The organism is Enterobacter cloacae complex sp. ECC445, from assembly GCF_021892025.1.
Lineage (GTDB): Bacteria > Pseudomonadota > Gammaproteobacteria > Enterobacterales > Enterobacteriaceae > Enterobacter > Enterobacter chengduensis.
Map to the genome: position 1 here is coordinate 124483 of NZ_JAKLRZ010000003.1, position 25180 is coordinate 149662.

Below are 25180 nucleotides of genomic sequence, written 5' to 3' on the forward strand. Positions count from 1 at the left end.
CCTTCACAGCTGGTGTAGTGTTTTTAAACGATTCATCACTCTGAAGAGAAGCGGCGACATGATTAACATCCTCGGCAAAACCACCTCCATCAACGTGCGTAAAGTGCTCTGGACCTGCGAAGAAGCGGGCATTAGCTACCGGCAGGAAGATTACGGCAGCGGTTTTGCCTCGACGGAAACCGACGCTTTCCGCGCCCTAAACCCCAACGCCATGGTGCCGGTGCTGGTGGACGACGATTTCGTGCTGTGGGAGTCCAATTCCATCTGCCGCTATCTGGCGCGCAAGGCCGGGCGTCACGACCTGCTGCCCGCAGAGCCGCAGGCCTGCGCCAACGTTGAGCGCTGGATGGACTGGCAGGCAACCGAATTCAATAACGCCTGGCGCTATGTCTTCCCGGCGCTGGGGCGTAACAACCCGGACTTTAACGACCCCGAGCGCATTGCGGCGGGAATAAAAGAATGGAACCACTGCATCACCATTCTGGAAAACCAGCTGCAGCGCACCGGGGCCTTTGCGGCGGGCGAGACGTTTACCCTCGCGGACGTGGTGCTTGGGCTGTCGGTAAATCGCTGGAAGATGACGCCGTTTGATAAGCCCGACGTGCCCGCGATCGAGGCCTGGTTTGAACGCCTCAGCCAGCGCCCGGCATTTTTGCGTCACGGCAATAATGGCATGATTTAAATTATTCGCGCCCCATCTTGAGTAAGGATATTTTATTTAATTACTAAACCCCGAAAGTCGTCAGAGGGAATAATAATTAAGCCATATCCTGGACAGCCTGTCGCACCGCTTTGCTAGCCTGACTATTCAGGCAAAGCGTAACCCGGAGGTATTCTTGCTGATTAAACTCAAGAAAGAACGAACGCATAAGGAGGATCGCCGGCTTGCCCTCTGGCTGGCAACCTCGGCAGGTTTGCTGAACGCCATCGCCCTCGGGGCATTTGGCTTTTTCCCCTCACACATGACCGGCAACACCTCACAGTTATCCAGCGAAGTCTCTTCCACCGACCTGAGCGATATTATTTTCTTCGGCTCGATTATTCTTTCATTTGTCGCAGGCGCCATTATTGCGCGCGCGATCGTGATATGGGGCATTATCCATAACGTCAGGCTAATTTTTTGCCAGATCCTGTTCGTCGAGGGGATATTGCTGACCGGCGTCTCCCTCTACGAAATGTATTTTCATGCCCTCACCAGCAACCGCGAGATTATTCTTTTTCTCTGCGGCCTGATGGGCATTCACAATTCCACCTCCACGCAGCTTTCCGGCGGACGGGTGAGATCGACGCACATTACCGGCACGCTCACGGACGCGGGAATATCCCTGGCTTCCGTCCTGGTGGCAATGCTGCGCAGGGATTACTCCAAAGATACGGCAGCACAAAAAAGTCAGCTGAAAACCCACTTAACCACCCTTTTCTCGTTTATCACGGGCGGCATCGCAGGGCTGCTGCTGTTCAGATGGATCGGGTTTAACGCCATGCTGGCGCTCGGACTGATGCTCGCCGTGGTCGCTATCGTTTCAATTATCACCGTCTCGACGCGGGTTCGACGGGTTCGGGCTACCGTCTGAGTGTTGCAGCTGCCCCAGCAGGCGCTGCATATTGTCGTCGCAGGAGATCCCATCCGGACGGTTAGTGATACTCGTGACAAGGTCCTGAAGCTCCCTTCGGTTTTCCTCGAGCTGCTTCTGCATCGCCTCTATTTCGGCAATACGCGTCCTCAGGGACTGGATCAGTCCCTCATGATCCCAGTTCCGTTGCGGCTGCGGCAGGAAGCGGCGTATTTGCTCGAGTGAGAACCCGGTACGTTGCGCGTTGTCGATGATGTTCAGCCGCGCTGCCGCCTCTTGAGAATACGACCGGTAGCCGTTCCCCTGCCTGACGGGTCGCGGCAGTAATCCTTCCGCCTCATAAAAACGAATACGCGACGGGGAAATACCCGTCATTTTCGACAGCTCGCCAATTTTCATTTCATCTGCTCATACGCCTTGACCTTAAAGTTAACTTTAAGCTTAAACTTTTTATACGGTCAACCGGATCGTCATCTCATCAGGAAGCTCATATGCAAACTATTCTGGGGGCCAGCGGGCAAATCGCCCGTGAACTGACCCGCGAATTAAAACGCGCCTATACCGACGATATCAGGCTGGTGAGCCGCCATCCGCAGAAAGTCAACGTCAGCGATATTACGGTCGCGGCCAATCTTCTGGATGCGCAGCAGACGCAGGAGGCGGTTAACGGCAGCGATACGGTCTATTTTACCGCCGGTCTGCCGCCTGATTCCGCGCTGTGGGAGCGTCAGTTCCCAACCATGCTGGGCAATGCGCTGGAGGCCACGCGAAAGGCGGGCGCAAGATTCGTCTATTTTGACAATACCTACATGTACCCCCAGAGCGACGAGCCGCAAACGGAAGAGACGCGCTTTGCGACCCGGGGACGAAAAGGCAACGTGCGTGCGCTGATGGCCAACCGGGTGCTTACCGAAATGCAGCGGGGCGACATCCCCGTCCTCATTGGTCGGGCGCCGGAGTTTTACGGGCCTGAGAAAACGCAGAGCTTTACCAATACGCTCATTATCGACAGGCTTAAGCAGCATAAGCGTCCGCGCGTTCCGGTGCGTGACGACACGCTTCGCACCCTCATCTGGACGCCGGATGCCAGTCGCGCGCTCGCCCTGCTGGGCAATACGCCTGAGGCCTACGGGCAGACGTGGCATTTGCCCTGCTGCGATGAGAGGATGACGTATCAACAGTTTGTCACTCTCGCCTGTGAGATCTTCGGACAGCCCGCGGACTACGCCGTGCTGGGCAAGCTGGCCTTCGCCGCGACGGCGCTTTTTTCACAGGGCGCGCGCGAAATGCGGGAGCTGTTGCCCAGGTACGACGTTGATAGCCTGTTTGATTCGACAAAGTTTAAGCGACATTTTCCCGACTTCGCCGTCATCTCATACCGACGGGGTCTTGAAAGCATCTGGCAGGAATGGACATCAAAAGCGCACAAAACAGCGTAAATGCGCTGCCGCAGCGTCAGAGGGGCAGCCTTCATTCGTGACAACGTCACTTTCACTCCTCATCTTTAGGACTATTCCGCCCGCCCCCCAATCAGCCCTTACGCCATAAGGGCTGGCACAAGGTTTCCCCTGCATTCATAGGGTTACAGATTTTACCCCTTCGCTGGAACCCTTCCCAAACGCTTGCTATAGCTCAATGACCCCCTGCCGAAACATGGCATAACAACAGGCAACCGGTGGTTGCTATAACGCATGCGCACAGGGAGACACACCGCAATGCACCCATTACTCAAACGTTCGCTGCTGTTTGTCAGCGCTATTATCGTGGTCCTCGCCCTCCTCGTCTGGGGGATCGGGCTGGAGACGATCAGGGCGCGCCAGATCGACCTGGTTTATCTCGGGCAACAGCACATGATTCTGGTTTTCTCATCGATGTTTTTTGCCCTGCTGGTGGGTATTCCGGCCGGTATCCTGCTGAGCCGCCCGGCCGCGCGGGGTATCGCCGAATATGTGATGCAAATCTTTAACGTCGGCAACACGCTGCCGCCGCTGGCCGTGCTGGCGCTGGCGATGGTGGTGATTGGCATTGGCGATACGCCGGCCATCATCGCCCTCTTCCTCGCCTCGCTGCTGCCGATCGTGCGTAATACCTATGCCGGGCTGTGCTCGGTCCCGCCGTCGCTGCTGGAAGCGGCGAACGGCATCGGGATGACCAAATGGCAGCGTCTGCGCCAGGTTGAGCTGCCTGCCGCCTGGCCGGTCATGCTCTCGGGGATCCGCATCGCCACCGCCATTAACGTCGGTACCGCGCCGCTGGCGTTCCTGATTGGCGCCAGCAGCTACGGCGAGCTGATTTTCCCCGGTATTTATCTGAACGATTTCCCGACCCTGATCCTCGGCGCGGCGGCCACCGCCCTGTTCGCCCTGATCCTCGATACCCTGCTGGCGGCGCTGGGTCGCGTGATGAGCCCCCATCTCGCTCGATAACAATAACAAGGAGCTTTTATGAGACTGTTTTCCAGCCTGACGGCGCTGTGTGCCGCGGCGCTGTTCACCAGCCAGACGATGGCGGCCCCGCTGATTCTGGCGACCAAGAGCTTTACCGAGCAGCACATTCTTTCGGCGATGACCGTGCAGTACCTGCAAAAGAAAGGCTTTCAGGTGCAGCCGCAAACCAACATTGCCACGGTGATCTCCCGCAACGCGATGATCAACAAGCAGATTGACATGACCTGGGAGTACACCGGCACGTCGCTGATCATCTTTAACCACATCAACAAGCGCATGTCGCCAGAGGAATCCTACGAGACGGTGAAACGCCTGGACGCGAAGCACGGCCTGGTCTGGCTCAAGCCCGCCGACATGAACAACACCTACGCCTTCGCCATGCAGCGCAAGCGCGCCGAGGCGGAACATATCAACACCATGTCGGAGTTGGTGGCTAAGATTGAGGAAATCCGTAAAACCAACCCGGACAAAAACTGGCTGCTGGGCTTAGACCTGGAGTTTGCCGGGCGCAGCGACGGCATGAAGCCGCTTCAGGCCGCCTATAAGATGGAGCTGGACCGGCCGCAGATCCGCCAGATGGACCCCGGTCTGGTTTATAACGCGGTGCGCGACGGCTTCGTCGACGCCGGTCTGATTTACACCACCGACGGGCGCGTAAAAGGCTTCGACCTCAAGGTACTGGAAGACGATAAAGGCTTCTTCCCGAGCTATGCCGTCACCCCGGTGGTCCGTAAGGACACGCTGGAGGCCAATCCGGGCCTGGAAGAGGCGCTGAACACCCTCTCTGCCCAGCTCAACAACGACGTTATCACCGAACTGAACAAGAAGGTGGATATCGACCATCAGTCACCGCAGCAGGTCGCCCGTGATTTCCTGCGTAGCAAGCAGCTGCTGTAGGAGGCGCTATGGATACCGTTCACTACATTCTGGACAACTGGGACTACCTGTTAACCCTGACGCTGCAGCATCTGTGGCTGGTGGCGCTGGCCGTGGGCTTAGCCATTCTCATCGGCGTACCGCTGGGCATTCTGATTGTTCGCCACAAGTGGCTGGCAACGCCGGTGCTGGGCATTGCCACCATCGTATTGACCATTCCGTCCATCGCCCTGTTCGGCCTGATGATCCCGCTGTTTTCGCTGATCGGTCAGGGCATTGGCGCCCTGCCCGCGATCACGGCGGTGTTTCTCTACTCGCTGCTGCCGATTGTGCGTAACACCCACACCGCGCTCGACAGCCTGCCGCCGGGCCTGCGTGAAGCCGGACGCGGGATAGGCATGACCTTCTGGCAGCGTCTGCGCTGGGTAGAGATCCCGATGGCGCTGCCGGTCATTTTCGGCGGGATCCGCACCGCCGTGGTGATGAACATCGGCGTAATGGCGATTGCGGCGGTGATCGGCGCGGGCGGTCTGGGCCTGCTGCTGCTCAACGGCATCGGCGGGAGCGACATCCGCATGTTGATTGCTGGCGCGCTGATGATTTGTCTTTTAGCGATTGTGCTCGACTGGCTGCTGCACCGTCTGCAGGTGGTTCTGACTCCAAAGGGGATTCGATAATGATAAAACTGGAAAACCTCACCAAACAATTTTCACAGAAGCACGGCCAGACCTTTAAGGCCGTCGACAACGTTAACCTGAACGTGCCCGAAGGGGAAATGTGCGTCCTGCTCGGCCCGTCCGGCTGCGGGAAGACCACCACCCTGAAGATGATTAACCGCCTCATTACCCCCAGCAGCGGGACGATCCTGATTAACGGTGAAGACACCAGCGGGATGGACACGGTGACCCTGCGCCGCAACATTGGCTACGTGATCCAGCAGATTGGCCTGTTCCCGAACATGACCATCGAAGAGAACATTACCGTCGTGCCGCGCATGCTGGGCTGGGATAAAGCGCGCTGCAAAACACGCGCCGAAGAGCTGATGGATATGGTGGCGATGGATCCGCACAAGTTCCTGAATCGCTATCCGCGCGAGATGTCCGGCGGCCAGCAGCAGCGTATCGGCGTCATCCGCGCCCTGGCGGCGGATCCGCCGGTACTGCTGATGGATGAGCCCTTCGGCGCGGTAGACCCGATCAACCGCGAGGTGATCCAGAACCAGTTCCTGGAGATGCAGCGCAAGCTGAAAAAAACCGTCATGCTGGTCAGCCACGACATCGACGAGGCCCTGAAACTCGGCGACCGTATCGCCGTGTTCCGTCAGGGGAAAATCGTGCAGTGCGCCAGCCCGGACGAGCTGCTGGCGAAACCGGCGAATGAGTTTGTCGGCTCCTTTGTCGGCCAGGACCGCACGCTGAAGCGCCTGCTGCTGGTCTCGGCGGGCGACGTCACCGACCAGCAGCCGACCATTACGGTACGGGGATCGACGCCGCTTCCAGACGCCTTTGCGACCATGGATGATAATGACATTCGCGCGATTACCGTGGTCGACGAGCACGGTAAACCGCTGGGCTTTGTGAAGCGTCGCGAAGCGCGTCACGCCAGCGGGACCTGCGCCGACATCCTGCATCCGTTCCGCATGACCGGCAAGGCGGAAGACAACCTGCGCGTGGTGCTGTCGCGCCTGTACGAGAGCAACACCAGCTGGATGCCTATCGTGGATGAAGACGGTCGCTACAACGGCGAGATTTCGCAGGACTATATTGCCGAGTACCTGAGCTCCGGCCGCACGCGACGGGCGCTGAATATTCATAGCGAGAGCTGACCTTTCTGGCCGGGCCTCGCCCGGCTTTTTCGCACGCATACCTTTTGCTAACCCCGCGATTTCCCGCCACAATATTGTATCGTCCCTGGCTAATCGCGACTCATGCAACGTCTTCATACCTACCCCGACATCCGCGCGATGTTTCGTCGTCTCCTGATTGCCACCGTTACCGGCGTGCTGGCGGCGCTGGCGGTTGCGGTATTTCGCCACAGCATGTACCTGCTGGAGTGGCTGCTGCTCAGCAACGACAGCGGCAGCCTGGTGAATGCCGCCGCGTCGCTCTCGCCCTGGCGACGCGCGCTGACGCCCGCGCTGGGCGGGCTGGCAGCCGGGCTGTTGCTGTGGGGATGGCAGCGTCTGACCGCGCAGCGGCCTCACGCCCCTACCGATTATATGGAAGCGCTGGAGACGGGCGACGGCCAGTTTGATTACGGCGCCAGCCTCGTGAAATCCCTCGCCTCACTGCTGGTCGTTGCCAGCGGAAGTGCCATCGGGCGTGAAGGTGCGATGATCCTGCTTGCCGCCCTCGCCGCCTCCCTTTTCGCCCGGCGCTTTACCCCCAAATCCGAGTGGAAATTATGGATAGCCTGTGGTGCCGCCGCCGGGATGGCCAGCGCCTACCACGCGCCCTTGGCCGGAAGCCTGTTCATTGCCGAGATCCTGTTTGGCACGCTGATGCTGGCCTCGCTCGGCCCGGTGGTTATCGCGGCGGTGGTGGCGCTTCTCACGACGCAGCTCCTGGCCCCCGGAGCCGGAACGCTTTACGAGGTTCATCTGAGCGGTATCCTCGCCGCGACGGATTATGGTCTGCTGCTCGCCATGGGCCTGCTGGCGGGTCTCTGCGGTCCGCTGCTGATGTGGCTGATGGACTTAAGCCACGGACTGTTTCTGCGCCTTAAGCTTTCGCCGCCGTGGCAGCTGGCGCTGGGCGGTTTACTTGTCGGGCTGCTGTCCCTCCTCACGCCGAAGGTGTGGGGGAATGGCTATAGCGTGGTTCAGGCTTTTCTGCTTGCCCCGCCGCTGCTGTCGGTGATTGCCGGGGTATTTATCTGCAAACTGCTGGCGGTGCTGGCGAGCAGCGGATCGGGTGCGCCGGGCGGGGTGTTTACGCCCACGCTGTTTGTCGGTATGGCTTCAGGGATGCTGTTTGCGCAGCTTTTTTCGATGTGGCTGCCGGGTTCTGAGACGGCAATGTTGCTGGGGCTGGCAGGCATGGCAACGCTACTCGCCGCGACCACGCATGCGCCGATTATGTCGGCGCTGATGGTCTGTGAAATGACCGGACAGTATATCTTACTGCCCGGTTTGCTGGTCGCCTGCGTGGTGGCGTCCGTGCTGTCGCGGACGTTACGCCACGACTCGATCTACGGTCAACACGCCACCGAGGGCAGAGAGATCGATGTACTGCGCTAGCTCGCGCTGCTCGGCGCGAGGAAGATAAGGCAGCTCGCCTACCAGCGGACCGGGCAGTTTGGCGCTCAGCACGTCGATGATCTCCGCGTAGTGCGCCAGGCCCGGGTTGATGCGGTTTGCTACCCAGCCAATCAGCGGCAGACCGTCATTGGCAATCGCCTGGGCCGTCAGCAGCGCGTGGTTGATGCACCCTTCCTGGATCCCCACCACCATCACCACCGGAAGCTGCTCCTGCACGACCCATTCAGACAGCGGGCGCAAATCATTCATCAGGCTGCGCCAGCCCCCCGTCCCTTCAACCACCACGTGATCAACCTTCGCGCTCAGGCTCGCCAGGCCGTCGGACAACAGGGGATAATTAATCAGGCCGCTGTGCGCTACGCTGCTCTCCTCTTCGCTTAGCGCAATGGGATTAACCGCGTGATAAGGCAGTTCCAGCGACGAGACGCTTTGCAGCACCAGGGCGTCTTTATTACGCAATCCCTCTGGCGTCTCTTTACTCCCTTTTGCGACCGGTTTGTACCCTGCCACGCGTTTACCGCTTGCTGCCAGCGCCTGCAGCAATGCGCGGGATACGACGGTCTTGCCGACAGAGGTATCTGTACCAGTAACAAAGAAACGCTTAAGCATGACTCACTCCACCTCTTGGGTATGCTTCGGAAATATAAACCAGGTAAATAATTCAGTGGAGGAAGTCTACGGGATGCGTGCGCTACCCGGCTTGAGATAGCGCAATTTTTCGTACATCTGCGGAAAAGAGTTAACCCTGCAGCAGGCGGATCAGCAGCGAGCCGTTATACATGGCGTCTTTGACCAGCGCCGCGCCTGCCATCGTGCCCTGGTTAGAAAACTGGGTGCTTTCAACCGCGATGTTTTTGCTGTAGGCGGGAAGCGACTGCTGGTGGATACAGGCCGAGATCGCCGGGAAGAGGATCTCCGCCGCCTGGCTGAGCGGCGAGCCAATCAGAATTTTTTGCGGGTTGAAGAGGTTCACCATAATGGCAAGAATGCGGCCAACGTTATTCCCCACGCCGGTAATAATGTCCTTCGCCAGCAGATCGCCCTGACGCGCGGCGGCGCACAGGGAATCGACCGTTAAGGGCTGTCCGTGCAGCGAGGAGCTCATGGACTGGCTAAGCCGAACCTGCGCCAGCTCCAGCACGCTCTCCACGCTGGCAATGGTCTCGAGACAGCCGTGGTTGCCGCAGTAGCAGCGCTTGCCGTACGGGTCGACCTGGGTGTGGCCAATTTCCACCAGGCTGCTGCTTCCTGCGTGAAGAAGGCGTCCGTCGGTGATCACGCCCGCCCCGACGTTATGGTCGATGACGACCTGAATCACGTCCCGCGCCCCGCGCGACGCGCCAAACAGCGCCTCCGCCATCGTCCAGGCGCTGATGTCATGCTGAATATAGACCGGCACGCCGGTATGGTTTTTCAGCACCTCGCCCAGCGGCATCTCTTTAACGTCGTCGTAAAACGGCATGCGGTGAACAATACCGTTTTCGGTATCAATAATCCCCGGCATGGTGATGGCAATCGCCGTCAGGCGTTCAAGCCGCTGCTGATGGCGAATAAAGAAGCGATCGATGTGTGAGACAATCGCCTCGAGGAGCGGTTCCTCCGCGTTAAGCGGCAGGTCAAGCCGGTCTTCCACCACCAGCTTGCTGCTCAGATCGCGCAGCGCGAGGAAGATCTCCCCGCGGCTGATGCGCAGCGACAGGTAGTGCCATGCTTCTGTTTCAACCACCAGCCCGACGGCCGGACGGCCACGGCTGCCCGGCTCCTGAATTTCTGTCTCCTGGACCAGGTGTGCTTCCAGCATCTCGCGGACAATCTTGGTGATACTGGCAGGTGCCAGCTGTGCCAGGCGCGATAGATCGATACGCGAAACCGGACCAAGCTGATCAATCAGGCGATACACCGCGCCAGCGTTGGTCTGCTTAATCTGATCGATATGCCCTGGCTGACTATCAGCAACCACCTCGTACTCCCTTATTTTCGAGCTTCGAAATAAACTGTTTGCTATGGTGAAGCACTTCCCTGTCCGTCGTCAAATATTTACTTAGCCATGTGATTTACCGCACATTTTCGCCCCCTTTTTCCAGGAAATGTCGCCCGGCAGAGGCGCCGATTAGCTGGTGTTTGAATCGCTGCGCGGCATGGCTCTGTTCGCGATGCTTTGACCACACCAGCCACATCTCTGAAACGGCGTCCTCTTCGGCGATGGTCACCCAGCGCATTTCGCGCAATTGTACCCGCTTAAAGGAGGCCGGAAGAATAGACACGCCCAGCCCGGCGGCGACCAGGCCGATAATGGTCATCGCTTCCCCCACCTCCTGGGTAATGACCGGGGCAAGATCGTAGCGGCGCATCAGCCCCAGGATATCGTCATACAGCCCCGTTCCGACCTGCGGGTCAAAAAAAACGAACGGCTCTTTTGCCAGCTCCGCCAGCGACACCGTCGGACGCGACGCCAGCGGGTGATCGTGCGGGATCATCGCCATCAGCGGCTCGCGCAGGATCACCTCCCACGCCAGCGTGTCCGGGAGCTGGGTATTACGCATCAGCCCCAGATCCAGCGCCCCCTCACTCAGCGGCGCAATCTGCTCGCGGGTGTTGATTTCACGCGTCTGAATATGAACATCCGGAAAGTGGCGGCGGAATGACGACAGGGTCTCAGAGACGGCGCTGATAAACGGCGCGGACGAGGTAAATCCGATGCGCAGCTCGCCGGCTTCACCGAGAAAGAGCCGCTCTGCCCGGGCAGCGGCCTCATCAACCATGCTCAGAATTTGTCGGCTATCGATCAGAAACTGCTTACCGGCCGCCGTCAGGCTCACGCTGCGGTTAGTGCGGGCCAGAAGGCGCGCCCCGACCTGCTGCTCCAGGATCTGGATCTGCTGGCTTAACGGTGGCTGAGAGATATTCAGTCGCGCCGCCGCGCGGCCAAAATGCAGCTCTTCGGCGACGGCGACAAAATAGCGAAGATGACGCAGCTCGATATTCATATTTCTAAAGTATCATTTGAGATTATTAATATATTAGACAGAATATTTACATTTTCCTACCCTGAAGAGGTGGTCATACCCGTCACCAGAAATCACGGGGATGTTTAAGCAAGGAAACTGTGTGAGTCGTACAACTACCATTGATATCGATCCGGCAAGCGATATCAATGATTTACCTTCAGCATTGCAGCCGGTTCAGTTCATTAAACGCGGTACCCCCCAATTCATGCGCGTCACGCTGGCGCTCTTTTCCGCCGGTCTGGCCACCTTCGCCCTGCTCTATTGCGTTCAGCCGATCCTGCCCGTTCTCTCCCATGAGTTTGGCGTATCGCCTGCCAGCAGCAGCGTTTCGCTCTCTATTTCAACCGCGATGCTGGCAATTGGCCTGCTCTTTACCGGGCCGCTGTCCGACGCCATTGGCCGTAAACCGGTGATGGTGACCGCCCTGATGCTGGCCTCGGTCTGCACGCTATTCTCGACCATGATGACCAGCTGGCACGGCATTCTGGTGATGCGCGCGCTGATTGGGCTGTCGCTCAGCGGCGTGGCGGCGGTCGGGATGACCTATCTCAGCGAAGAGATCCACCCGAGCTTTGTTGCCTTCTCGATGGGGCTTTACATCAGCGGGAACTCGATCGGCGGAATGAGCGGACGCCTGCTGAGCGGGGTATTCACGGACTTCTTTAGCTGGCGAATTGCGCTGGCGGTGATTGGGTGTTTCGCGCTGGCCTCCGCGCTGATGTTCTGGAAAATCCTGCCGGAATCGCGCCATTTCCGCCCGACGTCTCTGCGCCCGAAAACGCTGTTTATCAACCTCCGCCTGCACTGGCGCGACAAAGGGCTGCCGCGCCTGTTTCTGATGGGCTTCCTGCTGATGGGCGCCTTCGTCACGCTGTTTAACTATATTGGCTATCGCCTGATGCTCTCACCGTGGCATTTGAACCAGGCCGTTGTCGGTTTACTCTCAGTTGCCTATTTGACCGGCACGTGGAGCTCACCAAAAGCCGGGGCGATGACCGCACGCTTCGGACGCGGCCCGGTCATGCTGGTCTTCACGGCGGTGATGCTGCTCGGCCTGCTGCTGACGCTCTTCTCCTCCCTGTGGCTGATTTTTGCCGGGATGCTGCTCTTTTCCGCGGGCTTCTTCGCCGCCCACTCGGTTGCCAGCAGCTGGATTGGCCCGCGCGCCCGTCGCGCCAAAGGCCAGGCGTCGTCGCTGTATCTGTTTAGCTATTATCTTGGCTCCAGCATCGCCGGAACCCTCGGCGGCGTGTTCTGGCATCACTACGGCTGGAACGGCGTGGGCGGGTTTATCGCCCTGATGCTCTGTGCTGCGCTGCTGGTGGGGGCAAGTCTGCATCAGCGCTTGAGATAACATGCGGGCGGGCTGATATCCAGAGAAACGGCACCAGTACACTGGTGCCGTTTCACGTTCAGGAGTCCCAGGCCTGCTCTATCTTGCCGGCCTCAAACTGCGGAGGCGGTTTTCGGAAACGGCGCGTGAGCCATGTCAGGTAAAGGATCCCCAGAGCCGCCCAGATGAGGCCAAGCGTCAGGGAGGTCGCTTCGAGGTTTATCCACAGCACGCCGACCGTGACGGCACCAATGAGCGGCAGCAGAAGATAGTGGAAACGATCTTTCCACGTTTTGTTGAGCCCCTGGCGCCGCCAGAAATGGTTGTACACCGACAGGTTAACAAACGTAAACGCCACCAGCGCACCGAAGTTGATCAGCGCCGTCGCGGTTACGAGGTCAAAGTACAGGGCCGACAGGGCCACAATCCCCACCATAATGACGTTCAGGGCCGGCGTACGCCATTTCGGATGCACGTAGCCAAACACCCGCTCCGGAAAGACGTTGTCGCGCCCCATCACGTAAAGCAGGCGAGAGACGCTGGCGTGCGAGGCCAGGCCCGAAGCGAGCGTATTCACAAACGTGGTGCACAGAAACACCGACTGGAAGAGCTTGCCGCCCACGTACAGCGCGATTTCCGGCAGCGCGGCGTCCGGGTTCTTGAAGCGCGCGATCGTCGGGAAAAAGAGCTGCATGAAAAACGAGGCAACAATGAATATCAGCCCGCCGTACAGTGCGGTCAGGAAAATGGCTTTGGGGATCACCCGCGCCGCGTTTGGCGTCTCTTCCGACAGCGTGGTAACCGCGTCAAAGCCGAGGAACGAGAAGCAGACGATCGTCGCGCCGGTAATAATCGGGATCAGGTGGGCGTTCTCGCTGATAAACGGCTGGAGCGACCAGACGGTGCCGACGCCCTCCCCCTTGTGCAGGCCGTGCACCACGAGGATGACAAACACCACCATGATGGCGATCTGCACCAGCACAAACAGGGTGTTAAAGTTGGCGACCAGATTGACGCTCTTCAGGTTCGCCAGCGTCAGGATGGTCACAAACCCCACTACCCAGACCCACGGCGGGACTTCAGGGAACAGCGAGGAAAGGTAGATCTTCGCCAGCAGCACGTTAATCATCGGCAGGAAGAGATAGTCCAGCAGCGATGACCAGCCAACCATAAAGCCTAAGTGAGGTCCGATCGATTTCTGCGTGTAGGTATACGCGGAGCCCGCTTCCGGGAACTGCCGTACCAGCTTGCCGTAGCTGATGGCGGTAAACATGACGCCAGCCAGCGCCAGGAGATACGAGGCGGGCACGTGGCCGTTGCTGATACCGGACACAATGCCGAAGGTATCAAACACGGTCATCGGGGTGAGGTAAGCCAGCCCCATCATGACCACCTGCCAGAGCTTGAGGGAACTGCGCAGCCGGGTTCTTCCGGCCATGCGCGGCGAGTCAAGGGAGGTGTTAGTCGCCATAAACCGTCCCCCCCATGCTTACCGTGGTTTGCAATCGCGCTGTCCTTAACGCAAACCTGCTTAGCAAAGGGGGAAGTTTTGAAGAACTCACGCGATCGTACCCGCTCACCATCTCTGGCTCGCACTCACAGCAGGCGCCAGACTGGCCCCCTTCGCCCTGCGGATAGTTGAACATCTGCATCATTTCCTACCTCGTCACACAGTGTCGTTAAGAAAATCCCTGTGCCGCCTGCGCTCCATAACGCGACTCCCGGGAGATAGCTGGCGTGCCAGCGAACAGTTCGGCCAGGCTCCGCGCAGGCCGTATGGTAATACGTACAAGATGTAACAAAGCGGCCCCTTGCCGGGGCACGTCATCAGGCGTTTTTCAACATCCACTCGATTTCAGTTTCGGTGATCAGGCGCTCAAACTGCAGTAATTCATCATTTTTGCAGGCGTGATAGACGTGGCAGAAACGTTCGCCCAGCCGCTCGCGAAGATGATCGTTTTGCATAAACTCCCACAGCGCATCGCTCTGACGAATCGGGAACGGCAGGCCGTCCTGCTCCAGACCGTTGCCTTCCACCTCTTCCTGCAGCGGTAAATCGTTGTCCAGCCCGTGCAAAATGCCGGCAAAAATTGCCGCCATTACCAGATACGGGTTCGCGTCTGCGCCCGCCACCCGGTACTCGACCCGATGGTTATGGCGATCGCCGCAGGGGATGCGCAGGGCAACCGTGCGGTTGTTGTGTCCCCATGACGCCTGCGTCGGCACGTACATACCCGGCTGGAAACGGCGGTACGAGTTAACGTTCGGTGCCAACAGCGCCATGGAGGCTGGCATTAGATCGATCATCCCGGCCAGCGCGCGTTTCAGCAGCGCGGAATCCTCGCCGCTGGCGTCTGCGAGCACGTTTTCGCCTCGGTTGTTCTGCATGCTGATGTGGATATGCATCCCGCTGCCCGCATGCTCTTCATACGGCTTTGCCATAAACGTGGCGTGCATCTTATGTTTTTCCGCCATCTGCCTGACGAGACGCTTTAGCGCCAGCGCATCGTCGCAGGCATCGAGCACGTTTTCCGTGTGGTGCAGGTTAATCTCAAACTGGCCCGGGGAGGCCTCGGCCACCGCGCCGTCGGCAGGGATCAGCTGCAGCTGCGCCAGTTCGTCAATGTCGTTCAGCACGTCGGCAAAGTGGTTGAGATTATCAACCGAGTAGACCTGACTTTGCGTGTTGCGCACGTCGGTGCCCGGCGCGCAGGGTGGCTGCAGATAGCCGTCGGCATCGCGTTTACGGTCAAGTAAATAGAACTCCAGCTCTACCGCTACCACGGGGAACAGACCGCGCTGGCGCAGCTGCTGCCAGAGTCGGTTGAGTACGTTCCGCGGCTCAACGTCAAAGGGAGCGCCATCTTCATCGACCATGGTGAGCTGCACCTGACCAATGTATTCCGGGTCGGCGGCGGACGGCGTCAGGGTACCCGGCACCGGCACGCAGATGCAGTCCGGCTCGCCGAGCTCCTGCCCCAGGCCCGCCTCTTCCACGACGTTACCCAAAATGTCCATGGCGAAAACCGATGCCGGGAAATAGCAGCCTTTTTCAAGTTTGCTCAGTCCGGCAACCGGGATGCGTTTACCGCGAAAACAGCCGTTCAGGTCGGTCAGGAGGACATCAATAAACTGGGTGTCAGGATACTTTTCTAAATAGCGCTTCACTTCCTGCGTAAAGGCGCTGCCCCGCCTCTCTTCCGTGTGCTGCACAAAGTTCTCAACTTCTACGATATTGGTTTCCATGATTTACCACCGTTTTGGGATGTGTGTTCGCTGCGCTGGACCGTCAAATATAATGTCCACCCTATCGAATCTGTATGCAAATAAATTGTTTGTCAAATGTTAAATTAAGTTTGCAAAAGCCAGATCCCGTTGCTAGATTGAGAAAATATTGAACGAAAAGGCCGTTTAGCAGGCGAAAATGGCCTAAATTTAGTCCACTTTGTGAGGGCGATCATGGAAAATATAATGAACAAGCCAGTCATTGGCGTGGTGATGTGTAGAAACAGGCTTAAGGGTCATGAGACCCAAACCCTGCAAGAAAAGTACCTGAATGCCATTATTAACGCGGGGGGCTTACCGATTGCCCTACCGCATGCGCTCGCAGAGCCAGAGCTGCTTACCGCGCTACTGCCAACCCTGGACGGAATTTATCTGCCGGGCAGCCCAAGTAACGTGCAGCCGCACCTTTATGGTGAAAACGGCGATGAGCCTGACGCCGATCCCGGGCGAGATCTTCTGAGTATGGCGCTGATTGCCGCCGCGCTCGAAAGGCGCATCCCCATTTTCGCCATCTGCCGGGGGCTGCAGGAGCTGGTTGTTGCGACGGGAGGGACGCTGTATCGTCGCCTGTTCGAGCAGAACGACCTGCTTGAGCACCGGGAAGATCCTGAGCTGCCGGTTGAGCTACAATACGCCCCGTCTCATGAAGTTCAGGTTCAGGAGGGAGGACTGCTGTCTCAATTAATACCTGGCTGTAACACATTTTGGGTAAACTCGTTACACGGGCAAGGTGCACGGACGTTAGGACCACGGCTTCGCGTGGAGGCCCGCTCGACGGACGGGCTGGTCGAAGCGGTCAGCGTTCATGACCATCCTTTTGCCCTCGGCGTGCAATGGCACCCCGAATGGAACAGCAGCGAGTACGCCCTGTCCCGTATGTTGTTCGAAGGTTTTATCACCGCCTGTCAAAGCCACATTGCCGAGAAGCAGCGGCTTTGACCACTACCGTAAAGGAAATGCAACTATGAGCGATGACGGACTGGCGCCAGGGAAACGTCTGTCTGAGATCCGCCAGCAGCTGGGTCTCTCGCAGCGGCGTGCCGCCGAACTGTCTGGGTTAACACACAGTGCCATCAGCACCATTGAGCAGGATAAAGTCAGTCCTGCCATCAGTACGCTGCAAAAGCTGCTGAAAGTTTATGGGCTGTCGCTCTCGGAATTCTTTTCGGAACCGGAAAAACCTGATGAACCGCAGGTGGTTATTAATCAGGAAGACCTTATCGAAATTGGCAGTCAGGGGGTTTCGATGAAGCTGGTTCATAACGGAAATCCGAACCGTACGCTGGCGATGATTTTTGAAACTTACCAGCCTGGAACCACGACCGGAGAGAGGATCAAACACCAGGGTGAGGAGATCGGTACGATACTGGAAGGTGAAATAGTGCTGACCATAAATGGCCAGCCCTATCACCTGGTTGCGGGGCAGAGCTATGCCATCAATACCGGCATACCGCACAGCTTCAGCAACACCTCGGCAGGCATCTGCCGCATTATCAGTGCCCACACCCCCACCACGTTCTAATCACCACTCGTTCCCGGCGTAAGCGCGCTTACGCCGGGACACATAAAAACGATCGATATCGGCATTTTACGGGTTAATTCCCGGGATGCCTTACGGCTTCGTATTGCCTGAAACGGCCATGACTTTATTTATCTGATTGCGAAAGAAAGGAGTGAATATGCATTTTCAGCACCTGACTTACTGGCAGGATAAAGCAAAAAACAGCGCCATTGAGACCCGATTATTTATTAACGGTGCCTATTGCGACGCCGCCGATAATAACACGTTTGACACCGTCAATCCCGCGACCCAAAAGACGCTGGCGAACGTCGCCCGAGGCAAGCAGGCGGACGTGGACCGCGCGGTTCAGGCCGCACGTGAGGTATTCGAGCGCGGCGACTGGTCGCTGGCGTCTCCCGCGCAGCGCAAATACGTTCTCAACAAGCTCGCCGATTTGATGGAACGCCACGGCGAAGAGCTGGCCTTGCTGGAAACCCTGGACACCGGCAAACCCATCCGCCACAGCCTGCGCGACGATATTCCCGGCGCGGCGCGCGCCATCCGCTGGTACGCCGAAGCGGCGGATAAAGTCTATGGCGAAGTGGCGCCTACCGGGCCGGGCGAACTGGCGATGATCGTGCGCGAGCCGATCGGGGTTGTCGCCGCCATCGTCCCCTGGAACTTCCCGCTGCTGCTGGCCTGCTGGAAGCTGGGCCCGGCGCTGATCGCGGGCAATAGCGTGGTGTTGAAGCCGTCGGAGAAATCGCCCCTCACCGCCCTGCGCCTGGCCGGGCTGGCGAAAGAAGCGGGCCTGCCGGACGGCGTGCTGAATGTGATAAGCGGTTACGGCCACGAAGCGGGCCAGGCGCTGGCGCTGCATCCGGAGGTCGAGGTGCTGACGTTTACCGGCTCGACCCGAACCGGCAAGCAGCTGTTGAAGGACGCCGGAGAAAGCAACATGAAGCGCGTCTGGCTGGAGGCTGGCGGCAAAAGCGCCAACATTATCTTTGCCGACTGTCCTGACCTGGACAAGGCCGTGAGCGCGACCGCCGCCGGCATTTTTTACAACCAGGGGCAAGTCTGTATCGCCGGTACCCGCCTGCTGCTCGAAGACAGTATCGCCGATGACTTTCTGGCAAGGCTGAAAGCGCAGGCCCGCCACTGGCAGCCGGGCGATCCGCTCGACCCCGACAGCACGATGGGCATGCTCATTGACGCCGCGCACGCCGATACCGTCCACACGTTTATTCGCGAAGGAGCCCGGAAAGGCTCGCTGCTGCTGGACGGGCGGGAACAATCATGGCCTTCCGCAGTCGGTCCAACCATTTTTGTCGACCTCGAGCCCGACTCCCCCCTGTGCCGGGAAGAGATTTTCGGGCCGGTGCTGGTCGTCACCCGTTTTAACACCGAAGAGGAAGCCTTAACGCTGGCCAACGACAGTGAATACGGGCTTGGCGCGGCGGTCTGGACCCGCGATCTCTCCCGCGCGCACCGCATGAGCCGCCGCCTGAAGGCCGGCTCGGTCTTCGTCAATAACTACAACGACGGGGATATGACCGTACCCTTTGGCGGCTATAAGCAAAGCGGTAACGGTCGCGATAAGTCCCTGCACGCGCTCGAAAAATTCACCGAGCTGAAAACCATCTGGATTGCCCTGGAGCCTCAATCATGACCGAACATACCACCAGCTACTACGCGGCCAGCGCGAACGCGTACGAACCTTTCCCGACGCTTAACGAGTCGATCAGCTGCGACGTGTGCGTGGTGGGCGGCGGCTATACCGGCCTCTCCTCCGCGCTGCATCTCGCCGAAATGGGCTACGACGTGGTGCTCCTTGAGGGGGCACGCATCGGCTTTGGCGCCAGCGGGCGCAACGGCGGCCAGCTGGTTAACTCCTACAGCCGCGATATCGACGTGATTGAGAAAAACTACGGCCACGATGCTGCCAGAGCCCTCGGGAGCATGATGTTTGAAGGCGGGGATATCATCCGGGAGCGTATTCAGCGCTATCAGATCCAGTGCGACTATCGTCCCGGCGGGCTGTTTGTGGCGCTAAACCATAAGCAGCTGGAGACGCTCGAGGAGCAAAAAGCCAACTGGGAACGCTACGGCAACACGCAGCTGGAGCTGCTGGACGCCAGCGCGATCCGCCGGGAAGTCGACAGCGAACGCTATACCGGCGCGCTGCTGGACCGCAGCGGGGGGCACATTCATCCGCTTAACCTGGCGATCGGCGAAGCGGACGCCATTCGCCTGAACGGCGGGCGGGTGTATGAACAGTCCCCGGTGACCGCCATTCAGCACACCAGCCCGGCCGTGGTCAGCACGCGGCATGGTCAGGTGACGGCCCGGTACGTCATCGTCGCCGGAAATGCCTATCTGGGCGATAAAATCGAACCGGAGCTGGCAAAACGCAGCATGCCCTGCGGCACGCAGGTGGTCACCACCGCCCCGCTGCCGGAAGAGGTCGCCCGCACGCTGATCCCCAATAACTACTGCGTGGAAGATTGCAACTACCTGCTGGACTACTACCGTCTCACCGCCGACAACCGTCTGCTGTACGGCGGCGGCGTCGTCTATGGCGCGCGCGATCCGGACGATGTCGAGCGCCTGGTGATGCCAAAGCTGCTGAAAACCTTCCCTCAGCTGGCTGGCGTCAAAATCGACTACCGCTGGACGGGCAACTTCCTGCTGACCCTGTCGCGTATGCCGCAGTTTGGTCGTCTGGATAAAAACATCTATTACATGCAGGGCTACAGCGGCCACGGGGTGACCTGCACCCACCTGGCCGGACGGCTGATCTCGGAACTGTTGCGCGGTGACGCCGAGCGCTTTGATGCGTTTGCCAACCTCCCGCACTACCCCTTCCCGGGCGGCCGCAGCCTGCGGATCCCCTTCACGGCGATGGGCGCGGCGTATTACAGCCTGCGCGATCGCCTTGGCGTATGATCGTTTCGACAAAAGGGTATATGACATGAGTAACCAGGAATTTCATCAGCGCAGACTTTCTGCCACCCCGCGCGGCGTAGGCGTAATGTGTAATTTCTTTGCCCGCTCGGCGGAGAATGCCACGCTTACCGACGTGGAAGGCAACGACTATATTGATTTCGCCGCCGGGATCGCGGTACTGAATACCGGCCATCGTCACCCAGAACTGGTAGCTGCGGTGGAAAAACAGCTTCACCAGTTCACCCACTCGGCCTACCAGATTGTGCCGTATGAAAGCTACGTTTCATTAGCCGAAAAACTTAACGAGCTGGCCCCGGTGCAGGGCCCGGCCAAAACGGCGTTCTTCACCACGGGCGCGGAAGCGGTGGAAAACGCCATTAAAATCGCCCGGGCCCACACCGGCAGACCGGGCGTGATTGCCTTCGGGGGTGGCTTTCACGGCCGAACCTATATGACCATGGCGCTCACCGGCAAGGTCGCGCCCTACAAGCTGGGATTTGGCCCCTTCCCGGGGTCGGTTTATCACGTGCCGTATCCTTCCGAGCTGCACGGCATCACGACGCAGGATGCCGTCACGGCGATAGAACGCCTGTTCAAAGCCGATATTGAGGCGAAACAGGTGGCGGCGATTATTTTTGAACCCATTCAGGGTGAAGGCGGGTTCAACGTCGCTCCGCCAGAGCTGGTGGCCGCCATCCGCCGGATCTGTGACGAGCACGGGATCGTGATGATTGCCGACGAAGTGCAGAGCGGCTTCGCCCGCACGGGTAAACTGTTTGCCATGGAACACTACGCGGACAAGCCCGACCTGATGACGATGGCTAAAAGCCTGGCGGGCGGAATGCCGCTGTCCGGCGTGGTGGGCCGCGCCGAGATCATGGATGCGCCGGCTCCCGGCGGCCTGGGGGGAACCTACGCCGGCAACCCGCTTGCGGTGGCCGCCGCGCACGCGGTGCTGAATATTATCGACAGCGAGTCGCTCTGCGCCCGCGCCCGCCTTCTGGGCGAGCGGCTTAACGCTACGCTGGAGGAGATTCAGGGCACCTTCCCTGCGCTCGTCGCAATAAGGGGAAGAGGATCGATGATTGCGGCGGAGTTTTTTGATCCCGAGAGCCGTCAACCTTCGGCCGCCATCGCGCAGGCTATCCAGCAAAAGGCGCTCGCCCAGGGCCTGCTGCTATTGATCTGCGGCCAGTTCGGCAACGTGATCCGCTTCCTTTATCCACTGACCATTCCGGATGCCCAGTTCACCCAGGCGCTGGCGATCCTGCAACAGGTTATGCGTGATAAGGCCTAAGTGCCCACTGAGAACCGTCTCCCGGACTGCCGGAAGACGGTTTCCACGGAGGAAGTGTTGGGGAATTAGGTCCGTTTCATTGTATGCTCCCTGAAACAAATCCCCGGCAAGAGGTAATAAGAATTGCAAAAATCATCAGCCTATCAGTCACTTGTGAAAACCTTCCAGCGCCTCTCCCGCTTCTCGCACCTCTCCTCCATCGCCAGCTGGGACATGTTCACCATGATGCCGCCCGGCGGCAGCGCCGCGCGCGGTGAAGCTCTCGCGGAAATGAGCGTCCTGCAGCACCAGATCCTGACCGATAAAAAGGTCGGCGATCTGTTAGCGGCGGCGGCAGGCGAAGATCTGAATGACGTCGAACAGGCCAACCTGCGGGAAATGACGCGCCACTACCAGCAGGCCACCCTGCTGCCGGAATCGCTGGTGGAGGCTAAATCGCTGGCGGGCAGCAGGTGCGAACACGCCTGGCGTACGCAGCGCCCGGCCAACGACTGGCAGGGCTTTTCCGCCAACCTGAAAGAGGTGGTCAAACTCAGCCGCGAAGAGGCTCGCCTGCGGGCAGAAGCCAAAGGCTGTACGCCGTACGACGCGCTGCTGGATATTTTTGAACCCGACATGACCAGCGCCCGTCTGGACGTGCTGTTCGGCGACATGAAGTCCTGGCTGCCGGACCTGCTGGCAAACGTCGTGGAAAAGCAGGCTCAGCGATCGTTTGTTCCTCCTCAGGGGCCTTTCCCGACGGCAACACAGCGTGAGCTGGGCCTGGAAGCCATGAAGATGCTCGGCTTCGATTTTAACGGCGGTCGCCTCGACGTAAGCGCGCACCCGTTCTGCGGCGGCGTACCGGAGGACGTGCGCATCACCACGCGCTATGACGAAAATGAACTGCTCAGCGCGCTGTTTGGCGTGATCCACGAAACCGGACACGCGCGCTACGAGCAGAACCTGCCGCGCGCGTGGGCAGGACAACCCGTTGCCCTTGCCCGCTCAACCGCGATCCACGAATCCCAGAGCCTGTTCTTTGAGATGCAGCTGGGACGCAGTGAAGCCTTCCTCAAGCATCTGCTCCCTGAGGTGCACGCCCGCTTTGGCAGCCAGGCGGCGTTCAGTGAAGAGAACTTTATTGCATGGAACCAGCGCGTCAAGCCGGGCTATATCCGCGTCGATGCGGACGAAGTGAGCTACCCGGCACACGTGGTGCTGCGCTATGAGATCGAGCGCGCGCTGATCAACGGCGAGATTGAGGTGGACGATATTCCCGCCCTGTGGGATGAGAAAATGCAGGCCTGGCTCGGATTATCGACCAAAGATAACTACCGCAACGGCTGTATGCAGGATATCCACTGGACAGACGGCGGTTTTGGCTACTTCCCGTCCTACACGCTTGGTGCCATGTATGCCGCGCAGCTGTTCCATGCTGCGAAAACGGCGCTGCCGGGCCTGCAGGCTTCCATCGCTGAAGGTGATTTTACGGCGCTGTTTGACTGGCTGCGCCAGAACATCTGGCAGCACGGCAGCCGCTTCAGCACGTCGCAGTTGATTACGCAGGCAACGGGTGAAGATCTGAATATTCGTTACTTCCGCGAACATCTGACTTCCCGCTACTTGTAATCTGTTTGGCAAGGGGTGAGGAACCGCCAGTAAATTTTTTAAGCAGAAGCGATAACCTTGTTTCAGAACGACTAAAGGCTTTCAGCGATGCCCTGGTCCGGCTGTGAATCGCTGAGGCGTTTCCGTAAGGCCGGGGCGAGGCGCATGGATGCGCCGAGAGGGCGGGCTTTACAGGGACGTTACCTCCGCCCGTCCCCGATAAGCCGGAAGGAATAAGCCGAAGGTACCGCGCAGCGGCGATTTACTGCCGGGAGCCCGGGTTGCCAGGGTGGTGGCGACTGAGCCACCCTGGCACGTTCACCGGTGTGGTCGTTACAGAGTAGCAAGGAACATAAAGTGAACGGAATGACCACCACAGCCGTATGTTCCCCCTCACCCCAGCCCTCTCCCTCAAGGGAGAGGGGGGCGTCCGTGCTGGCATTATTTTGTGGGGAACCCCGGCAATGTACATATGGTTACACGCCGATACCAATCACTCACGGAAACCCCGAGTTTACAGGGATATAGTTATTTCAACGGCCCCGCAGTGGGGTTAAATGAAAAACCAAATTCGAGGGTATGAACATGAAAAAAGTATTAGCTCTGGTTGTTGCCGCTGCTATGGGTCTGTCTTCTGCTGCGTTTGCTGCTGAAACCACTGCTGCCCCGGCGGCCGCTGCACCAGCTGCAACGACCACTGCTGCGCCAGCCAAAACCGTACATCATAAGAAACACCATAAAGCCGCTAAACCTGCTGCAGAGCAGAAAGCGCAGGCCGCTAAAAAGCACCACAAAAAAGCCGCTAAACCGGCTGTAGAGCAGAAAGCGCAGGCTGCCAAAAAGCACCATAAAAAAGCCGCTAAACCGGCTGTAGAGCAGAAAGCGCAGGCCGCTAAAAAGCATCACAAAAAAGCAGTAAAACACGAAGCTGCTAAACCCGCTGCACAGCCAGCTGCGTAAGCGTACAAGCTAAACCGTGCCCTTCGGGGCACGTTGGTAAACCGGCGCTGAACCGGAACAGGTTCCGCGCCGTTTTTTTTATCCGGAGGGCGTATGCTGCGACGCTATCGGTTTGAGCTGATCCTGATCCTGCTTATTTTATGCGCGCTCATCGCCAGCCATTTTTATCTTTCCTGATTGTAGCACGCTGATTTTACTCCCACTTTAGCGCTGTCCCGTCTATAGTATTTTCATAGGGTTCACTTTTAATAATCATAATTACCCCCACCAGAGTGTGATATGCGTAAATCTGTTGTGCTGTTACTGGGAACGTTTAGCCTTTTTTCTGGATTCTCACATGCGGATGATGGCGGTGATGACGCCATTAGCCAAAAAGAGCTTAAGACGCTTTTTTTCGGTCATGACGATCGTACGCGCGTCGCCGATCCTACTCAGGCCCCCTGGGATGCTATCGGTCAACTGGAAACCGCCAGCGGTAACCTGTGTACCGCGACGCTGATCACCCCGCAGCTTGCTCTCACGGCAGGCCACTGTCTGTTAACGCCCCCAAACGGCAAGCCGGATAAAGCGGTTGCCCTGCGGTTCGTGTCGCAAAAAGGGACCTGGCGCTATGAAATTCACGGCATTGAAGGACGGGTCGATCCGTCTCTCGGTAAGCGCCTGAAGCCGGACGGCGACGGCTGGATAGTGCCACCGGCGGCCGCCTCGTGGGATTTTGGCCTGATTATTTTACGCTATCCGCCTTCCGGCATTACGCCGCTGCCGCTATTTGACGGTGACAAAGCCGCGCTTACGGCCGCGCTGAAAGCCGCCGACCGAAAGGTGACGCAGTCAGGCTATCCTGTCGACCATCTGGATACGCTTTATACGCACACCGACTGCATTGTGACGGGCTGGGCGCAAACCAGCGTACTCTCGCACCAGTGCGATACGTTGCCGGGTGACAGCGGTTCACCCTTGATGCTGAAAACCGACCAGGGCTGGCAGCTGATTGGTGTCCAGAGTTCTGCGCCGGCGGCAAAAGACCGGTGGCGCGCGGATAACCGGGCCCTGTCCGTTACCGGCTTCCGTGACCAGCTGGAAGCGCTGGCGCAGCAGTAA

Annotated in this window: 23 protein-coding genes; 17 read left to right on the forward strand and 6 right to left on the reverse strand. The window is 58.8% G+C overall.

Annotated elements, in window-relative coordinates; genetic code table 11:
• Positions 1 to 58 precede the first annotated feature (58 nt).
• Positions 59 to 682 carry a glutathione S-transferase family protein gene (locus L6R44_RS04090; RefSeq protein WP_237423370.1) on the forward strand — a complete coding sequence of 208 codons (624 nt, stop codon included), beginning with the start codon at positions 59 to 61 and terminating at the stop codon, positions 680 to 682.
• A 154-nt stretch (positions 683 to 836) separates the two neighbouring features.
• A complete protein-coding gene (locus L6R44_RS04095; protein WP_237423371.1) occupies positions 837 to 1574 on the forward strand; it encodes a YoaK family protein in 738 nt (245 codons plus the stop codon).
• Here L6R44_RS04095 and L6R44_RS04100 read toward each other — a convergent pair.
• The gene (locus L6R44_RS04100) at positions 1524 to 1973 is read right to left on the reverse strand and encodes a MerR family transcriptional regulator (protein ID WP_112781668.1); all 450 of its coding nucleotides are present in this window, start codon (positions 1971 to 1973) and stop codon (positions 1524 to 1526) included. The two genes, L6R44_RS04095 and L6R44_RS04100, sit on opposite strands and share 51 nt — an antisense overlap.
• Positions 1974 to 2065: 92 nt before the next feature.
• Here L6R44_RS04100 and L6R44_RS04105 point away from each other — a divergent pair, with 92 nt between their 5' ends.
• The 6 genes from L6R44_RS04105 (at position 2066) to clcB (ending at position 8135) form a co-directional block, all read left to right on the forward strand.
• Entirely contained in the window at positions 2066 to 3013 is a 948-nt protein-coding gene (locus L6R44_RS04105) for an NAD-dependent epimerase/dehydratase family protein (protein WP_237423372.1), read from the forward strand.
• A 276-nt stretch (positions 3014 to 3289) separates the two neighbouring features.
• A complete protein-coding gene (gene osmY, locus L6R44_RS04110) occupies positions 3290 to 4000 on the forward strand; it encodes an osmoprotectant ABC transporter permease OsmY (RefSeq protein ID WP_237423373.1) in 711 nt (236 codons plus the stop codon).
• A gap of 18 nt (positions 4001 to 4018) precedes the next feature.
• Positions 4019 to 4918, forward strand: a complete 900-nt coding sequence (gene osmX, locus L6R44_RS04115; RefSeq protein WP_032640487.1) for an osmoprotectant ABC transporter substrate-binding protein OsmX — start codon at positions 4019 to 4021, stop codon at positions 4916 to 4918.
• 8 nt (positions 4919 to 4926) lie between these two features.
• Complete coding sequence (gene osmW / locus L6R44_RS04120) at positions 4927 to 5574, forward strand: osmoprotectant ABC transporter permease OsmW (protein ID WP_116340242.1); 648 nt, start codon at positions 4927 to 4929, stop codon at positions 5572 to 5574.
• On the forward strand, positions 5574 to 6722 hold the full coding sequence (gene osmV / locus L6R44_RS04125) for an osmoprotectant ABC transporter ATP-binding protein OsmV (protein WP_237423374.1): 1149 nt from the start codon (positions 5574 to 5576) through the stop codon (positions 6720 to 6722). The genes osmW and osmV overlap by 1 nt, the downstream gene beginning before the upstream one ends.
• Before the next feature lie 102 nt (positions 6723 to 6824).
• On the forward strand, positions 6825 to 8135 hold the full coding sequence (gene clcB, locus L6R44_RS04130) for a voltage-gated ClC-type chloride channel ClcB (protein ID WP_237423375.1): 1311 nt from the start codon (positions 6825 to 6827) through the stop codon (positions 8133 to 8135).
• On the opposite strand, the gene bioD is transcribed toward clcB, so the two are convergent.
• The 3 genes from bioD to L6R44_RS04145 form a co-directional block, all read right to left on the reverse strand.
• Positions 8070 to 8765: a dethiobiotin synthase gene (bioD, locus tag L6R44_RS04135; RefSeq protein ID WP_032640502.1), complete on the reverse strand. Its 696-nt coding sequence runs from the start codon at positions 8763 to 8765 to the stop codon at positions 8070 to 8072. The genes clcB and bioD overlap by 66 nt on opposite strands.
• A 130-nt stretch (positions 8766 to 8895) precedes the next feature.
• Positions 8896 to 10116: a sugar metabolism global transcriptional regulator Mlc gene (gene mlc / locus L6R44_RS04140; RefSeq protein WP_237423376.1), complete on the reverse strand. Its 1221-nt coding sequence runs from the start codon at positions 10114 to 10116 to the stop codon at positions 8896 to 8898.
• Between the two features lie 94 nt (positions 10117 to 10210).
• Positions 10211 to 11143 carry a LysR family transcriptional regulator gene (locus tag L6R44_RS04145; protein ID WP_237423377.1) on the reverse strand — a complete coding sequence of 311 codons (933 nt, stop codon included), beginning with the start codon at positions 11141 to 11143 and terminating at the stop codon, positions 10211 to 10213.
• A 121-nt stretch (positions 11144 to 11264) separates the two neighbouring features.
• On the opposite strand from L6R44_RS04145, the gene L6R44_RS04150 reads away from it, so the two are divergent.
• Positions 11265 to 12518 (forward strand): MFS transporter, encoded by a 1254-nt coding sequence (locus tag L6R44_RS04150; RefSeq protein ID WP_237423378.1) that lies wholly within the window; start codon positions 11265 to 11267, stop codon positions 12516 to 12518.
• 58 nt (positions 12519 to 12576) lie between these two features.
• Here L6R44_RS04150 and L6R44_RS04155 read toward each other — a convergent pair whose 3' ends face one another.
• Positions 12577 to 13968 (reverse strand): APC family permease, encoded by a 1392-nt coding sequence (locus tag L6R44_RS04155; RefSeq protein ID WP_237423379.1) that lies wholly within the window; start codon positions 13966 to 13968, stop codon positions 12577 to 12579.
• Between the two features lie 356 nt (positions 13969 to 14324).
• Positions 14325 to 15743, reverse strand: coding sequence for a glutamine synthetase family protein (locus tag L6R44_RS04160; RefSeq protein ID WP_232928337.1), 1419 nt, complete (start codon positions 15741 to 15743; stop codon positions 14325 to 14327).
• A 213-nt stretch (positions 15744 to 15956) separates the two neighbouring features.
• Between L6R44_RS04160 and puuD the strand changes: the two genes are divergently transcribed.
• The 8 genes from puuD (at position 15957) to L6R44_RS04200 (ending at position 25180) form a co-directional block, all read left to right on the forward strand.
• On the forward strand, positions 15957 to 16721 hold the full coding sequence (gene puuD / locus L6R44_RS04165; protein WP_023292584.1) for a gamma-glutamyl-gamma-aminobutyrate hydrolase: 765 nt from the start codon (positions 15957 to 15959) through the stop codon (positions 16719 to 16721).
• Positions 16722 to 16746: 25 nt separating this feature from the next.
• Positions 16747 to 17304, forward strand: a complete 558-nt coding sequence (gene puuR, locus L6R44_RS04170; RefSeq protein WP_013096835.1) for an HTH-type transcriptional regulator PuuR — start codon at positions 16747 to 16749, stop codon at positions 17302 to 17304.
• A 157-nt stretch (positions 17305 to 17461) separates the two neighbouring features.
• Positions 17462 to 18955 carry an aldehyde dehydrogenase PuuC gene (gene puuC, locus L6R44_RS04175; RefSeq protein WP_237423380.1) on the forward strand — a complete coding sequence of 498 codons (1494 nt, stop codon included), beginning with the start codon at positions 17462 to 17464 and terminating at the stop codon, positions 18953 to 18955.
• Positions 18952 to 20232 (forward strand): NAD(P)/FAD-dependent oxidoreductase, encoded by a 1281-nt coding sequence (locus L6R44_RS04180; RefSeq protein ID WP_237423381.1) that lies wholly within the window; start codon positions 18952 to 18954, stop codon positions 20230 to 20232. Before puuC ends, L6R44_RS04180 begins: the two co-directional genes overlap by 4 nt.
• 25 nt (positions 20233 to 20257) lie before the next feature.
• Entirely contained in the window at positions 20258 to 21529 is a 1272-nt protein-coding gene (gene puuE, locus L6R44_RS04185; RefSeq protein WP_237423382.1) for a 4-aminobutyrate transaminase, read from the forward strand.
• A 123-nt stretch (positions 21530 to 21652) separates the two neighbouring features.
• Positions 21653 to 23140: a carboxypeptidase M32 gene (locus tag L6R44_RS04190; protein ID WP_237423383.1), complete on the forward strand. Its 1488-nt coding sequence runs from the start codon at positions 21653 to 21655 to the stop codon at positions 23138 to 23140.
• Between the two features lie 564 nt (positions 23141 to 23704).
• Positions 23705 to 24079 carry an acid resistance repetitive basic protein Asr gene (gene asr, locus L6R44_RS04195; RefSeq protein WP_032642591.1) on the forward strand — a complete coding sequence of 125 codons (375 nt, stop codon included), beginning with the start codon at positions 23705 to 23707 and terminating at the stop codon, positions 24077 to 24079.
• 279 nt (positions 24080 to 24358) lie between these two features.
• Complete coding sequence (locus tag L6R44_RS04200) at positions 24359 to 25180, forward strand: trypsin-like serine peptidase (protein ID WP_237423384.1); 822 nt, start codon at positions 24359 to 24361, stop codon at positions 25178 to 25180.